This window comes from Kitasatospora sp. HPM-01-4, from assembly GCF_051374625.1.
Lineage (GTDB): Bacteria > Actinomycetota > Actinomycetes > Streptomycetales > Streptomycetaceae > Kitasatospora.
Genome location: NZ_JBPQGP010000005.1, coordinates 5,917,836 through 5,932,861, shown reverse-complemented (window position 1 = coordinate 5,932,861; position 15,026 = coordinate 5,917,836). Strand labels below are relative to the sequence as shown.

The following is a 15,026-nucleotide window of genomic DNA, read 5'->3' as shown; positions in this document are numbered from 1 at the left end:
CATATAGTCACCGCATGCGCAGCAGGCAGTACGGACCCGACCTGACCCCGCCCTGGAAGCGTCAGCAGCCCGCGCCGGAGGTCACCGCCGAGCGTGATCTGGTCGTGGAGGAGGTGAGTACCGGGTTCTGCGGGGCCGTGGTGCGGTGTGAGAAGACCGCCGAGGGCCTGACCGTCACCCTGGAGGACCGCTTCGGCAAGCACCGGGTCTTCCCGATGACGCCCCGTGGCTTCCTGCTGGAGGGCAAGGTGGTGACGCTGGTCCGCCCGACCGGCCCGGCCTCCGCCCGCACTCCGGGACGCACCGCCTCCGGCTCGGTCGCGGTACCCGGCGCACGGGCCCGGGTGGCCCGTCAGTCGCGCATCTACGTCGAGGGGCGGCACGACGCCGAGCTGGTCGAACGGGTCTGGGGCGACGACCTGCGGATCGAGGGGGTGGTCGTGGAGTACCTGGAGGGGATCGACGATCTCCCGGCGATCGTCGCCGAGTTCGGCCCCGGACCGGACCGCCGCCTCGGCGTCCTGGTCGACCACCTGCTGCCCGGCACCAAGGAGCACCGGATCGCCGCCCAGGTCACCGGCGACTGCGTGCTGGTCGTGGGCCACCCCTACATCGACATCTGGCAGGCCGTGAAACCGGGCAGCGTCGGCATCCCGGCCTGGCCCGCCGTCCCCCGCGGCGAGGTCTGGAAGGAGGGCGTCTGCCGCCGCCTCGGCTGGCCCCTCGACACCCCGTCAGCCTGGAAGCGCATCCTCGCCTCGGTCGACAGCTACCGGGACCTGGAGCCGGAACTGCTGGGCCGGGTCGAGGAGTTGATCGACTTCGTGACGGCCGGCCAGCCGTAGGCACCGGGTCCGGCGGTGGATCCCGGTGCCCGGGCCGGGATCAGTCCACCAGGTCGCGCACCACGGCGTCCGCCAGCAGCCGCCCCTGGAGGGTGAGCACGGCCCGCCCGTCCTCGAAGGCGGCGGGGTCCAGCAGCCCGTCCGCCAGGGCGCGTTCGGCCGCGCGGCGGCCGTCGGCGGCGAGCAGCGAGAGCGGGCAGCCCTCCCTCAGCCGCAGTTCGAGCAGGATCCGCTCCACCCGCCGGTCCTCCTCCGGCAGGACCTCGCGCCCCTGCGCGGGGGTGCGCCGCTCCGCGAGCGCCTGGGCGTACGCGGCGGGGTGCTTGCGGTTCCACCAGCGGACGCCGCCGACGTGGCTGTGCGCACCGGGCCCCGCGCCCCACCAGTCGGCACCGGTCCAGTAGAGCTCGTTGTGGCGGCACCGTCCGGCCTCGGTGGTGGCCCAGTTGGAGACCTCGTACCAGGAGTAGCCGGCCGCGGTGAGCGCCTCCTCGGCGATCAGGTAGCGGTCGGCGTGGACGTCGTCGTCCACCATGGGCAGCTCGCCGCGCTTGATCCGGGCGGCCAGCCTGGTGCCCTCCTCGACGATCAGCGAGTACGCGGAGACGTGGTCGGGACCCGCGCCGATCGCCGCGTCCAGCGAGGCCCGCCAGTCGTCGTCGGACTCGCCGGGGGTGCCGTAGATCAGGTCGAGGTTGACGTGCTCGAAGCCCTCGGCCCGTGCCTCGGCGACGCACGCCTCGGGCCGGCCCGGTGTGTGGTGCCGGTCGAGCAGGGAGAGCACGTGCGGACGGGCGCTCTGCATGCCGAAGGAGATCCGGTTGTACCCGCCCTCCCGCAGCTCGGCGAGGTACGCGGGGTCCACCGACTCCGGGTTGGCCTCCGTGGTCACCTCGGCGTCGGCGGCGAGCCCGAACTCCTCCCGGATCGCCGCCAGCATCCGCACCAGGTCCCGGGCGGGCAGCAGGGTGGGGGTCCCACCGCCGAGGAACACCGTCCGCACCGGCAGATCGGCGGAGCCCAGCACCTGCCGGGCGAGCCTGATCTCCGCGATCAGGTTGTCGGCGTACGTCTCCTGCGAGGCGACCGCGCCCGAGGAGCGCAGCTCGGTGGCGGTGTAGGTGTTGAAGTCGCAGTAGCCGCAGCGGGTGGCGCAGTACGGCACGTGGACGTAGAAGCCGAATGGCCGATCGCCCAGGCCGGCCAGGGCGTGGTCGGGCAGGGAACCGTCAAACGGCACGGGTTCGCCGTCGGGGAGTGCGGAGGGCATGCCCCCATTGTCCCGTACGGCCCGAGTGATCCACTCGGGCCGTACCGGTGTCACGCCTCGTTGGCGCCCGCGTACATCTCGGCGACCGCGTCCGCGTACGTCCGCTCGACCACCGGGCGCTTGATCTTGAGGCTCGGGGTCAGCTCGCCGTGCTCGACGTCCAGATCGCGCGGGAGCAGCGAGAACTTCTTGATCGTCTGCCAGCGCTGGAGCTCGGCGTTGACCTTCCGGACGTAGCCCTCGACCAGCTCCCTGACCTCGGGGGCGGCGACCACCTCGGTGTAGCTCCGGCCCCCGAGGCCGCGCTCGGCCGCCCAGGGCATGATCACGCTCTCGTCGAGGCCGATCAGCGCGGTGCAGTAGTTGCGGCCGTTGCCGATCACCAGGATGTTGCTGACGAACGGGCAGAGCGCCTTGAACTTGCCCTCGACCTCGGTGGGTGCGACGTACTTGCCGCCGGAGGTCTTGAAGACGTCCTTCTTGCGGTCGGTGATCCGCAGGTAGCCGTCCTCGACCAGCTCGCCGATGTCGCCGGTGTGGAACCAGCCGTCCGGCTCCAGCACCTCCTCGGTCTGCTCGGGCAGGTTGTGGTAGCCGCGCATGATGCCGGGGCCGCGCAGCAGGATCTCGCCGTCCTCGGCGATCCGGACCTCGGTACCGGGCAGCGGCAGGCCGACGGTGCCGATCCGGTAGTCCTCGGCGCGGTTGACGGTGGAACCGGCGCTGGTCTCGCTCAGGCCGTAGCCCTCCAGGATCGGCACACCGGCGCCCTTGAAGAAGTACCCGATCTCAGGGGCGAGCGCGGCGCTGCCGGAGACCGAGCCGCGCAGCCGTCCGCCGAAGGCGGCCCGGATCTTGGCGTAGACCAGCCTGTCGGCGACGGCGTGCTGGAGACTCAGCGCGAGCGGCGCGCTGTCCCGCCCGGTGGCGATCCGGTTGGCCTGGGTGGTCCTGGCGTAGTCGCGGGCCACCTTGGCAGCCCACATGAAGATCTTGTACTTGGCGCCGCCCTCCGCTCTGGCCTTCCCGGCGATGCCGTTGTAGACCTTCTCGAAGATGCGCGGCGCGGAGGCCATCAGGGTCGGCCGGATGACCGGCAGGTTGTGGATGATCCGGTCCACCCGGCCGTCCACGGCCATCACATGGCCGGTGGCGATCTGGCCGGAGATCAGGGTCTTGCCGAAGACGTGCGACAGCGGCAGCCACATGAACTGCACGTCGTCGGAGCGCAGCAGCCCGCTCTGCTGCTGGGCCACGCCCTCGTACGCCCAGCAGTCGTGCACCAGCCGCACGCCCTTGGGGCGGCCGGTGGTGCCGGAGGTGTAGATCAGGGTGGCCAGCTGCTCCTTGTCGAGCCCGTCGACCGCGGCCTTGATCGCGTCGGGGTGCTCGGCGAGGTACTCGGCGCCGCGCTTCTCCAGCTCGACCAGGGTGAGCACCTCCAGGTCCGCGACCTCGGGACGCTCGGCGGTGTCGTCGAAGAGGATCACGGTGCGCAGCTCGGGCAGCTGCTCCCGCTGGTCGACGGCCTTGGCGAGCTGGGCGGCGTTCTCGGCGAACAGCACCTGGCTGCCGGAGTTGGCCAGGATGAAGGCGGTCTCCTCGGCGTTGGTGCTGGGGTAGACCGTGGTGGTCGCGGCGCCGGCGCACATGTTGCCGAGGTCGGTGATGATCCACTCGACCCGGGTGGAGGAGGCGATCGCGACCCGGTCCTCCGGCTCGACGCCGAGCGCCATCAGTCCCGCCGCCACGGCCTTGACCCGCTCCGCGGTCTGCGCCCAGGTCAGCGAGCGCCACTGCTCGGCGCCGGGCGCGCCGTCCGCCGCGTGCTCGTCCACGGGTGCCGGGAACCGGTAGGCCTCAGCGTCGGGGGTGGCGGCGACCCGGTCGAGAAAGAGGTGGGCCACCGAGGGCGGACGCCGCTCGATCATGGTCTGCGCGGTGCTCAACGAGGACCTCCGGGGCGGGTGGTCGAAGGTGAGGGCGGTGGCTGTGGGGGCAAGCCGACCGGCCCACCTTATTAACTTGCGAGTAACAAGAGGGCAATACGCAGCCTAGGGCCATCCGCGTCGTTCCGTAAGAGGGTTCGGCAGGCTGGCACGCCGACGGACCTGCGGTGCAGCCGCGCCGGACCGGTGCCGAGGCCCACACGAAATCCGTCCGACTCCGGAAGGCCAAACGCCCGCAACCGCCTGTGGAAGAGCTGAAAATAGGGTGCGAACCCCAAAGCCGACCACGAGAGTGTCCAGGTGCTGATCAAACTCCTGCGTGCCCATCTGGCCCGCTATTCCAAACCGATCTCACTGCTAGTACTGCTACAGCTCATCGCCACCATCGCCGCGCTCTACCTGCCGACGCTCAACGCGGACATCATCGACAGCGGCGTGGTGAAGGGCGACACCGGTTACATCCTGCGGACCGGTGGCGTGATGATCGCCGTCACCCTGGCCCAGGCGGCCTGCTCGATCGGCGCCGTGTACTTCGGCGCACGCACCGCGATGGCGGTCGGACGGGACCTCCGGGCGGCCGTCTTCGACCGGGTGCAGCTCTTCTCCGCCCGGGAGGTCGGAAACTTCGGCGCCCCCTCGCTGATCACCCGGACCACCAACGACGTCCAGCAGGTCCAGATGCTGACGTTGATGTCCTTCACGCTGATGGTGTCCGCGCCGATCATGTGCTTCGGCGGCATCATCATGGCGCTCAACCAGGATGTTCCGCTCTCCGGCCTGCTGCTGGTCGTGGTGCCCGTCCTGGGCATCGTGGTCAGCCTGCTGGTGCGCCGGCTGCGACCGCAGTTCCGCCTGATGCAGAGCCGGATCGACAGCGTCAACCGGATCCTGCGCGAGCAGATCACCGGTATCCGGGTCATCCGGGCCTTCGTCAAGGACGGCCACGAGCAGGATCGATTCGCCAGCGCCAACAACGAGTTGACCGAGGTCTCGCTGCGCACCGGCCGGCTGACGGCCTTCATGTTCCCCACCGTGATGCTGGTGGTGAACGTCTCCAGCGTCGCCGTGATGTGGTTCGGCGGGCACCGCATCGACAGCGGCGGAATGCAGGTCGGCGCGCTGACCGCCTTCCTCTCCTACCTGATGCAGATCCTGATGAGCGTGATGATGGCCACGTTCATGTTCATGATGGTGCCCCGCGCCGAGGTCTGCGCCGAGCGGATCCAGGAGGTCATGGACACCGAGTCCAGCGTGGTGCCGCCCGCCGCCCCGGTCACCGAACTGTCCCGCCAGGGCCGCCTGGAACTGCGCGCCGTCGACTTCCGCTACCCCGGCGCCGAGGCCTCGGTGCTGCGCGGGATCGACATCGTGGCCAGGCCCGGCGAGACCACCGCCGTGATCGGCTCCACCGGCAGCGGCAAGTCGACCCTGCTCGGCCTGGTCCCCCGGCTCTTCGACGCGACCGGCGGCCAGGTGCTGGTGGACGGCGTCGACGTGCGCGAGCTCTCCCCCGAGCTGCTCGCCCGGACCGTCGGCCTGGTCCCGCAGAAGCCGTACCTGTTCTCCGGGACCATCGCCAGCAACCTCCGCTACGGCCGCCCCGACGCCACCGACGAGGAACTGTGGCAGGCGCTGGAGACCGCGCAGGCCAGGGACTTCGTCGAGAAGCTGCCCGAGGGCCTGGACGCCCCGATCGCCCAGGGCGGCGGCAACGTCTCCGGCGGCCAGCGCCAGCGCCTGGCCATCGCCCGCGCCCTGGTCGGCCGCCCGCGGATCTACCTCTTCGACGACTCCTTCTCCGCCCTCGACTACGCGACCGACGCCAGGCTGCGCCGGGCGCTCTCCCGGGAGACCTCCGGTGCGACCGTGGTGATCGTCGCCCAGCGGGTCAGCACCATCCGGGACGCCGACCGCATCATCGTGCTCGACGAGGGCGCCGTGGTCGGCAACGGCACCCACCAGGAGCTGATGGCCGACAACCCGACGTACCGGGAGATCGTGCTCTCCCAGCTCACCGAGCAGGAGGCGGCGTGACCAGCTCGACCACACCACGGAAGGACGGCCGCGGCTCCGCATCCCAGGAGGCGGCCGCCCGGCGTGGACCGGCCGGCCCCGGCCGCTTCATGGGCGGCCAGGGCCAGGAGAAGTCGCTGGACTTCAAGGGTTCCAGCAGGCGGTTGCTGAAACTGCTCCGGCCCGAGCGGGCCACCGTGGGCTCCGTCCTCGCCCTCGGCGTGCTCAGCGTCGGGTGCGCCGTGGTCGGGCCCAAGGTGCTCGGCCACGCCACCGACCTGATCTTCGCCGGGGTGATCGGCCGCCAGATGCCCGCCGGCCTGACCCGCGACCAGGTGATCGAGGGCCTGCGCCACGAGGGCAAGGGCGGCATCGCCGACATGCTCACCTCGGTGGACTTCACCCCCGGCCACGGTATGGACTTCAACGCCATCGGCACCGTGCTGCTCTGGGTGCTGGCGATCTACCTGGCCTCCGCGTGTTTCGGCATCGTCCAGGGCAGACTCGCCGCACGCGCCATCAACAAGACGGTCTACCGGCTGCGCGAGTCCGTCGAGGTGAAGCTCGCCCGGCTGCCGCTGAGCTACTTCGACAAGCAGCCGCGCGGCGAAGTGCTCAGCCGGGTCACCAATGACATCGACAACATCGGCCAGTCCATGCAGCAGACCATGGGCCAGGTGGTGAACTCGCTGCTCAGCATCGTCGGCGTGCTGGCGATGATGTTCTGGATCTCGCCGCTGCTCGCCGTGGTCGCGCTGATCTCGGTGCCGCTCTCGGTGGTGGTCGCGGCCAAGGTCGGCAAGCGGGCGCAGCCGCAGTTCATCGCCCAGTGGAAGACCACCGGCACGCTGAACGCGCACATCGAGGAGATGTACACCGGCCACTCGCTGGTGAAGGTCTTCGGCCGGCAGCAGGAGGCCGCCGAGATCTTCCGGCGGGAGAACGAGGAGCTCTACGCCTCCAGCTTCAAGGCCCAGTTCATCTCCGGCGTCATCCAGCCCGCGATGATGCTGATCGGCAACCTCAACTACGTGGCGGTCGCGGTGGTCGGCGGTCTGCGGGTGGCCAGCGGCGCGCTGACCATCGGCGACGTGCAGGCCTTCATCCAGTACTCCCGGCAGTTCAGCCAGCCGCTCACCCAGGTCGCCTCGATGGCCAACCTGGTGCAGTCCGGGGTCGCCTCGGCGGAGCGGGTCTTCGAGCTCCTGGACGCCCCCGAGCAGACGCCCGAGCCCGCCATGCCCGAGCGCCCGGCCGAGCTGCGCGGGCGGGTCGCCTTCGAGGAGGTCTCGTTCCGGTACGACCCTCAGAAGCCGCTGATCGACGGCCTCTCGCTGAAGGTCGAACCCGGCCACACGGTGGCCATCGTCGGCCCGACCGGCGCCGGCAAGACCACCCTGGTCAACCTGCTGATGCGGTTCTACGAGGTCAGCGGCGGCCGGATCACCCTGGACGGGGTGGACATCGCCGCGATGTCCCGCGAGGAGCTGCGCTCCGGCATCGGCATGGTGCTCCAGGACACCTGGCTGTTCGGCGGCACCATCGCGGACAACATCGCGTACGGCGCCACCGGTGTCACCCGCGAGCAGGTGATCGAAGCCGCCAGGGCGGCCCACGTGGACCGCTTCGTGCGCACCCTGCCCGAAGGCTACGACACCGTCATCGACGACGACGGGACCGGTGTCAGCGCCGGCGAGAAGCAGCTGATCACCATCGCCCGGGCCTTCCTCGCCCAGCCCAGCATCCTGGTGCTGGACGAGGCCACCAGCTCGGTGGACACCCGTACCGAGGTGCTGATCCAGCGGGCCATGGCCCGGCTGCGCAGCGGGCGGACCAGCTTCGTGATCGCCCACCGCCTCTCCACCATCCGGGACGCCGACGTGATCCTGGTGATGGAGAACGGGTCGATCGTCGAACAGGGCTCCCACGACGAGCTGATCGCCGCTGAAGGGGCCTACGCCCGGCTGTACCAGGCGCAGTTCGCTCAGGCGGTCGCCGAGGTGGACTGACCGTCCTGCGGTCCGTCCGGTGCGGTGAGGGGGAGCTCCGGCTCCCCCTCACCGTGGTTCGGGCCGCCCACCGGCTGCGGCGTCGCGCCCGCCACCGGTTCCCGCTTGGGGGCCCGCTGCTGGCCGAGCAGGGTGCCGCCGAAGGCGACGGCCATCCCCAGCAGTTGGATCACCGTCAGCGACTGGCCGAGGGCGATCCAGCCGATCGCCGCGGCGGAGAGCGGGCTCAGCAGGGAGAGGAAGGCCACCGAGGTGGCGGGCAGCCGGCCGATGCCGCGGAACCAGAGCCAGTACGCGAGGGCGGTGTTGAGCACGGCCAGGTAGCCGTAGCCGAGCAGGTTGGTACCGGTCATCGCCGGCGGCGCGCCCTCGGCCAGCAGCGCGACCGGGAGCAGCATCAGCCCGCCGGCGGTCAGCTGCCAGCCGGTCAGCACCAGCGGGCTCACCCCGTCGGGACGGCCCCAGCGCTTGGTCAGCACCGTCCCGGCCGCCATGCAGACGGCACCGCCGAGCCCGGCCAGGATGCCGAGGGTGTCCAGCCTGGCCGTCGAACGCAGTACCACCAGTGCGACACCGAACACCCCGGCCACTCCGGCGAGCACCGCCCGGCGCCCCGGCCGCTCGCCCAGCAGCAGTACCGCGAGGCCGGCCGCCACCAGCGGCTGGACCGAGCCCAGCACGGCCGCGACCCCGCCCGGCAGGCGGTAGGCCGCGATGAACAGCAGCGCGAAGAACACCCCGATGTTGAGCGCCCCCAGCACCGCGGCCCGCCACCACCAGTCGCCGCGGGGCAGTCTCCGCCCCGCGGCCAGCAGCACCAGTCCGGCCGGCAGCGCCCGCAGGACGGCCGCGAGGAACGGCCGGTCGGCGGGGAGGTACTGGGAAGTCACGAAGTAGGTGGAGCCCCAGGAGAGCGGAGCGAGAGCCGTCAGCGCGATCGTCCGCGTCGAGTTGGAAAGCATGTAAGTAACTTAGCACTAAGCTAATTATCGTCAACCTTCTTTTTGGCAAGCGATCCTGTGCCAGACTTGCTCCCATGGACCGCAGAAAGACCGCCGAGCCCGCTCCGCCAGCCGACGCCGTGGACGCCATCACCGCCCAGTGGGCCGGAGTCCGGCCCGATCTGGAGACCACGGCGATGGCCGCGTTCGGCCGGATCAGCCGGATCTCCCGCGCCATGAGCGACCGGATGGAAGCCGCCTACGCGCCCTTCGGCATCGGCCTCGGCGAGTTCGACGTGGTCGCCACACTGCGCCGCTCCGGCGCGCCGTACACCCTCTCGCCGCGCGAGCTCAGCTCCACCCTGATGCTCACCAGCGGCGGCATGACCGGCCGCCTCGACAAGCTGGAACGCGCCGGCCTGATCACCCGCTCACCCGACCCGAACGACCGGCGCGCCCTGCGGGTCACCCTCACCGAGACCGGCATCGGCCTGGTCGACCAGGCCGTCGCCGCCGGCCTCGCCGTCCAGCAGGAGGCCCTCGGCAGCCTCTCCCCCACCCAGGCCGCCGCCCTCAACGACCTCCTCCGCCACCTCATGACCACCGCCGGCCCCTGAACGGGCCTCAGGACGCGGGGAACCGCGCGCGATCCGGCTTCCACCCGAGTACCCGGCCCCACGGTCCACCGCTCCGGCGAACGCGTCCCGGCCGGCCGCACCACCGACGCGCTACGGTGTCCGGGTGATTGACGAAGGCTCAGCAGCCGGCCAGGACCCGTTCGAGGTCAACCGACGCTACCTGGGCTCGGTCGCCTACCGGCTGCTCGGATCGGTCACGGACGCCGAGGACGCCCTCCAGGAGGCCTGGCTGCGCTGGCGTGCGGTGGACCGGACACGGGTCGCCGACCCCCGCGCTTACCTGACCACCGTCGTCACCCGGCTCTGCTACGACCAGCTGGGGTCCGCCCGGGCCCGCCGCGAGGCGTACTACGGCGAGTGGCTGCCCGAGCCCCTGCTCACCGACGACCGCACCCCCGACCGGCTCGCCGAACTCGGCGAGGAGGTCTCCCTCGCACTGCTCACCGTGATGGAGCAGCTCACCCCGGCCGAACGCGCCGCGTTCGTCCTGCACGACGTGTTCTCGATCGGCTTCGACGAGATCGCGGCCACCCTCGACCGGACCCCGGACGCCGCCCGCCAACTCGCCTCCCGTGCCCGCCGCCGGGTCAGGACCGGCACCGGCAGGGGACGCAACGGCCGGGTCGACGCCGCCGAGCACCGGCAGGCGGTGCTCGCCTTCGCCGCCGCGACCACGAGCGGTGACATCCAGGCACTGCTCGCGGTCCTCGACCCCGATGTGGTCTGGCACTCCGACGGCGGCGGCATCGTCTCGGCGGCGGTCCGGCCGATCCTCGGCGCGGACAAGGTCTCCCGGCTGGTGGCGGGCCTGGTCAGGAAGTGGACCGCCCAGGAGCAGGGCGCCTTGATCGAGTTCGCCCAGGTCAACGGCGAACTGGGCCTGCTCTTCCAGGCCGGCCCCGGCCGGCTCGCCGGCGTGGTGGCCTTCGCCGTCGCCGACGGCCGGATCGCCGAGGCGTACGTGGTCGTCAACCCGGAGAAGCTCGCCCACCTGTCATGAGGCTGACCGTGACGCAGGTCACGGTCACATCCGCCCCCGCCCTCCCGTCCCCCTCACGAACACGTGAACGGGCACACAGGACAACCGCAGAGCGGGAGGACACCATGACCGGCAGACAGATCGTCGTGCTGGGCGCGGGCTACGCCGGGCTCACCGCCGCCACCCGGGCGGGCCGACGGCACCAGGTCACCCTGGTCGCCCCCGAGGAGCGCTTCGTGCACCGGGTCCGCCGGCACGAGACCGCCGCCGGCCACGGCGCCCAGTGGCCGACCATCGCGCAGCTGTCGCGCGACCGGCGAGTGGAGCACCGCCGGGCCCGTGCCACCGGGCTCGACCTGGCCGGGCACGCGGTGCTCCTGGACTCCGGTGAGAGCATCCCGTACGACACCCTGGTCTACGCGCTCGGCAGCCGGACCGCCTGGCACCACGTCCCCGGCGCCGCCGAGCACGCCTACCCCGTCGAGCGCGCCGAGGAGATCCACCGGCGGCTGCGGGACGCCGAACGGCCCGGCACCGTGGCCGTGGTCGGCGGCGGCTCCACCGGCATCGAACTGGCCGCCGAACTGGCCGAGGCGCACCCCCGGTGGCAGGTGCGGATCATCTCGGCGGGGCAGGTCGGCGGCTGGCTCTCGGCCAGGGGACGGGCACACGTCCTGCGGGCCCTCGACCGGCTCGGCGTCGAGGTGCGGCAGCACCAGACGGTGACCGCCGTGACCGAGCGCGGGCCGCGCACCGACCGGGGCGGCATCGACGCCGAGATCACCGTCTGGGCCGCCTCGCTGGAGGTGCCCCCGCTGGCCGCCGATGCCGGGCTGACCGTCGACCGGGCGGGCCGGGCGGTGGTGGACGACCGGCTGCGCTCCGTCTCGCACCCGGACGTCCATGTGATCGGGGACGCCGCCGCGGTCACCGTGCCGGGCGTCGGCACCCTCCGGATGGGCTGCGCCACCGCCCTGCCGCAGGGCCGGTACCTCGGCAGACTGCTCGCCGGACGCACCGAGCGGCCCTTCGGCTTCCGCTACTCCGTGCAGTGCCTGAGCCTCGGCCGGCGGGACGGCCTGCTCCAGCTGATCCACCCGGACGACTCGATGCGGCCGACCGTCCTCACCGGGGCGGCCGGGCGCCTGGCCAAGGCGGGCATCGTCAGCGGGGTGCTCCTCGCGCTGCGGTGACCGACACCGGGCGCGGGTACGCCGACGGGCCCGGAGCCATTGCTCCGGGCCCGCCTGCGGTGGTGCTACTTCTTCTCCTTCGGGGCGTCCGCGTCGGTCGACAGCGCGGCGATGAAGGCCTCCTGCGGGACCTCCACCCGGCCGACCATCTTCATCCGCTTCTTGCCTTCCTTCTGCTTCTCCAGCAGCTTCCGCTTACGGGAGATGTCACCGCCGTAGCACTTGGCGAGGACGTCCTTGCGGATCGCGCGGACCGTCTCACGGGCGATGACGCGCGATCCGATGGCGGCCTGGATCGGCACCTCGAACTGCTGGCGGGGGATCAGCTTCTGCAGCTTCCCGGCCATCATCACGCCGTAGCTGTACGCCTTGTCCTTGTGCACGATCGCGGAGAAGGCGTCCACCGCGTCACCGTGCAGCAGGATGTCGACCTTGACCAGGTTGGCGCTCTGCTCGCCGATGGGCTCGTAGTCGAGCGAGGCGTAACCGCGGGTCTTGGACTTCAGCTGGTCGAAGAAGTCGAAAACGATCTCGGCGAGCGGCAGGGTGTAGCGCAGCTCGACCCGGTCCTCGGAGAGGTAGTCCATGCCCTGCAGGCTGCCGCGGCGGGACTGGCAGAGCTCCATGATCGCGCCGACGAACTCGTTCGGCGCCAGGATGGTGCCGCGCACGACCGGCTCGAAGACCTCGGCGATCTTTCCGGTGGGGAACTCGCTCGGGTTGGTGACGGTGTGCTCGCTGCCGTCCTCCATGACCACGCGGTAGATCACGTTCGGCGCGGTGGAGATCAGGTCGAGGTTGAACTCGCGCTCCAGGCGCTCCCGGATGATCTCCAGGTGCAGCAGGCCGAGGAAGCCGCAGCGGTAGCCGAAGCCGAGCGCGACCGAGGTCTCCGGCTCGTAGACCAGGGCGGCGTCGTTCAGGCGCAGCTTGTCCAGGGCGTCGCGCAGCAGCGGGTAGTCGGAGCCGTCCAGCGGGTAGAGGCCGGAGAACACCATCGGGCGCGGGTCCTTGTAGCCGCCCAGCGGCTCGGTGGCGCCCTTGTGCATCGAGGTGATCGTGTCACCGACCTTGGACTGCCGGACGTCCTTCACACCGGTGATGATGTAGCCCACCTCGCCGACGCCGAGGCCCTCGGCGACCTTGGGCTCGGGCGAGATGACGCCGATCTCCAGCAGCTCGTGGGTGGCGCCGGTGGACATCATCGCGATCCGCTCGCGCTTGGTGAGCTGACCGTCCACAACACGGACGTAGGTGACCACGCCGCGGTAGGAGTCGTAGACCGAGTCGAAGATCATCGCGCGGGCCGGGGCGTCCGCCACACCGACCGGGGCGGGGATCTTGTCGACCACGACGTCCAGCAGGTCCTCGACGCCCAGACCGGTCTTGGCGCTGACCTTGAGCACGTCGTCCGGGTCGCAGCCGATGATGTGCGCGATCTCGGCGGCGTACTTCTCGGGCTGGGCGGCCGGCAGGTCGATCTTGTTGAGAACCGGGATGATCGTGAGGTCGTTCTCCAGCGCCAGGTACAGGTTGGCGAGGGTCTGCGCCTCGATGCCCTGGGCCGCGTCGACGACCAGGATCGTGCCCTCACAGGCCGCGAGGGAGCGGGACACCTCGTACGTGAAGTCCACGTGGCCCGGGGTGTCGATCATGTTGAGGATGTGCGTGGTGCCCGCGTTCTCACCGACCGTGGGGGCCCAGGGAAGGCGGACCGCCTGCGACTTGATGGTGATGCCGCGCTCGCGCTCGATGTCCATCCGGTCGAGGTACTGGGCACGCATCTGCCGCGGGTCGACGACACCGGTGATCTGCAGCATCCGGTCGGCGAGCGTCGACTTGCCGTGGTCGATGTGGGCGATGATGCAGAAGTTGCGGATCAGCGCCGGGTCGGTACGGCTGGGCTCTGGCACATTGCTGGGGGTCGCGGGCACCTTGGTCCGATTCTCCGTTGGTCCGGGGGCCGGGGTGTCCGGGTCATCGCTGACCGGTTTCCCGGGACCGGACGGTCTCGTCCGATCGAAATGGTTCCATCCATCTTCCCACGACACCGGACCTGTGCGCGGTCCCGCTCTTCCCCTGAACACTTCCCTGACCGGGCGGGCGCGGGAAAGGATCAGCACCCATGATCCTCGAGAGTGCGCTACTTGATGTCCTGCCCGGCCGCGAGGAGGCCTTCCTTGCGGCGTTTTCCCAGGCCAGGCCGCTGATCGCGGGCCAACGCGGCTTCCGGCGGCTGGAGCTGCGCCGCTGCCTGGACGAGGGGCGCGGCTCGCGTTTCCTGCTGCAGGTCGAGTGGGAGACGCTGTCCGACCACACCGAGGGCTTCCGTCGCTCGCCGGAGTACCAGCGGTGGCGGGCGCTGCTGCACCAGTACTACGAGCCCTTCCCCGAGGTCGAGCACTACGGGGAGCCGCTGCTCACCGCCTGAGCCGAAGGCGGCCGGTGGCCCGTGGCCGGTTTGGGCCGATACCCGGGCCCCTGGTAGCGTGGGCCGCTGCACCTGTCCTCGGCATGCCCTCTCAGCAGACCGAGGAGCACCGGGTGCGCACCCGTAGACCGATTCATCACAGACTGAGGCTCCTTCGTGGCGAACATCAAGTCCCAGATCAAGCGCAACAAGACCAACGAGAAGGCGCGCCTGCGCAACAAGGCCGTCAAGTCCTCGCTGAAGACCGCCCTGCGCAAGGCCCGCGAGGCCGCTGCCGCCGGCGAGACCGAGAAGGCCATCGAGCTGGCCCGCGCCGCCTCCAAGGCCCTCGACAAGGCCGCCAGCAAGGGCGTCATCCACAAGAACCAGGCCGCCAACAAGAAGTCGGCGATCACCAAGCGCGTCAACACCGCCGCCTGATTCACCCCCGGGCCTCGCCCGGACCGGTCGGCGTGAAACCGCGGCCCTCTACCCGCTTCCCACCCGACCGCTCTCCTCAGTTCGCGAACCGGCCCTCTACCCGGCGCACTGAGGCGCATGACTCCGTACCGCACGCGGCCTGCGTTCGCCACGCGGGTGCGGTACACAGCAGCAGAACCGACAGGCGTCACAGCCGCCCCTTCCCGGGTGGCCGTGGCGCCTGTCGGCGTTCCCGGGCCCGGCCGCCCCTTCATCGCGTCCAGTGACTCTGTGCAGTCGGGCGATCACCGATATCGTTCGGTGGACTGACCACGCAGCACACCCTCTGGGGGCGCATC

General features: G+C 70.9%; 12 protein-coding genes. 8 read left to right on the top strand and 4 right to left on the bottom strand.

What is annotated here, in order from left to right:
• Window positions 1-14: 14 nt before the first annotated feature.
• A complete protein-coding gene (locus ACSMTC_RS25720) occupies window positions 15-845 on the top strand; it encodes a DUF3097 domain-containing protein (RefSeq protein WP_436562071.1) in 831 nt (276 codons plus the stop codon).
• A gap of 40 nt (window positions 846-885) precedes the next feature.
• On the opposite strand, the gene hemW is transcribed toward ACSMTC_RS25720, so the two are convergent.
• Window positions 886-2,115, bottom strand: a complete 1,230-nt coding sequence (hemW, locus tag ACSMTC_RS25715) for a radical SAM family heme chaperone HemW (RefSeq protein ID WP_436562070.1) — start codon at window positions 2,113-2,115, stop codon at window positions 886-888.
• 50 nt (window positions 2,116-2,165) lie between these two features.
• Window positions 2,166-4,064, bottom strand: coding sequence for an AMP-dependent synthetase/ligase (locus tag ACSMTC_RS25710; protein WP_436562069.1), 1,899 nt, complete (start codon window positions 4,062-4,064; stop codon window positions 2,166-2,168).
• Window positions 4,065-4,364: 300 nt separating this feature from the next.
• Here ACSMTC_RS25710 and ACSMTC_RS25705 point away from each other — a divergent pair, with 300 nt between their 5' ends.
• Both ACSMTC_RS25705 and ACSMTC_RS25700 read left to right on the top strand, forming a co-directional pair.
• Window positions 4,365-6,098: an ABC transporter ATP-binding protein gene (locus ACSMTC_RS25705; protein ID WP_436562068.1), complete on the top strand. Its 1,734-nt coding sequence runs from the start codon at window positions 4,365-4,367 to the stop codon at window positions 6,096-6,098.
• Between the two features lie 89 nt (window positions 6,099-6,187).
• Window positions 6,188-8,086, top strand: coding sequence for an ABC transporter ATP-binding protein (locus tag ACSMTC_RS25700; RefSeq protein ID WP_436564807.1), 1,899 nt, complete (start codon window positions 6,188-6,190; stop codon window positions 8,084-8,086).
• Here the strand turns inward: ACSMTC_RS25700 and ACSMTC_RS25695 are convergent.
• Window positions 8,062-9,048, bottom strand: coding sequence for a DMT family transporter (locus tag ACSMTC_RS25695; RefSeq protein WP_436562067.1), 987 nt, complete (start codon window positions 9,046-9,048; stop codon window positions 8,062-8,064). The two genes, ACSMTC_RS25700 and ACSMTC_RS25695, sit on opposite strands and share 25 nt — an antisense overlap.
• Before the next feature lie 74 nt (window positions 9,049-9,122).
• Between ACSMTC_RS25695 and ACSMTC_RS25690 the strand changes: the two genes are divergently transcribed.
• From ACSMTC_RS25690 to ACSMTC_RS25680, 3 genes are all read left to right on the top strand, one after another.
• Window positions 9,123-9,644 (top strand): MarR family winged helix-turn-helix transcriptional regulator, encoded by a 522-nt coding sequence (locus ACSMTC_RS25690; protein ID WP_436562066.1) that lies wholly within the window; start codon window positions 9,123-9,125, stop codon window positions 9,642-9,644.
• A gap of 124 nt (window positions 9,645-9,768) precedes the next feature.
• Window positions 9,769-10,665, top strand: a complete 897-nt coding sequence (gene sigJ / locus ACSMTC_RS25685; protein WP_436562065.1) for an RNA polymerase sigma factor SigJ — start codon at window positions 9,769-9,771, stop codon at window positions 10,663-10,665.
• Between the two features lie 104 nt (window positions 10,666-10,769).
• The gene (locus ACSMTC_RS25680; RefSeq protein WP_436562064.1) at window positions 10,770-11,837 is read left to right on the top strand and encodes an NAD(P)/FAD-dependent oxidoreductase; all 1,068 of its coding nucleotides are present in this window, start codon (window positions 10,770-10,772) and stop codon (window positions 11,835-11,837) included.
• 65 nt (window positions 11,838-11,902) lie between these two features.
• On the opposite strand, the gene lepA is transcribed toward ACSMTC_RS25680, so the two are convergent.
• Window positions 11,903-13,771 carry a translation elongation factor 4 gene (lepA, locus tag ACSMTC_RS25675; protein WP_436562063.1) on the bottom strand — a complete coding sequence of 623 codons (1,869 nt, stop codon included), beginning with the start codon at window positions 13,769-13,771 and terminating at the stop codon, window positions 11,903-11,905.
• 191 nt (window positions 13,772-13,962) lie between these two features.
• Here lepA and ACSMTC_RS25670 point away from each other — a divergent pair, with 191 nt between their 5' ends.
• Window positions 13,963-14,268: an antibiotic biosynthesis monooxygenase family protein gene (locus ACSMTC_RS25670; RefSeq protein ID WP_436562062.1), complete on the top strand. Its 306-nt coding sequence runs from the start codon at window positions 13,963-13,965 to the stop codon at window positions 14,266-14,268.
• Between the two features lie 156 nt (window positions 14,269-14,424).
• Window positions 14,425-14,688 carry a 30S ribosomal protein S20 gene (gene rpsT, locus ACSMTC_RS25665; protein ID WP_436562061.1) on the top strand — a complete coding sequence of 88 codons (264 nt, stop codon included), beginning with the start codon at window positions 14,425-14,427 and terminating at the stop codon, window positions 14,686-14,688.
• Window positions 14,689-15,026 lie beyond the last annotated feature (338 nt).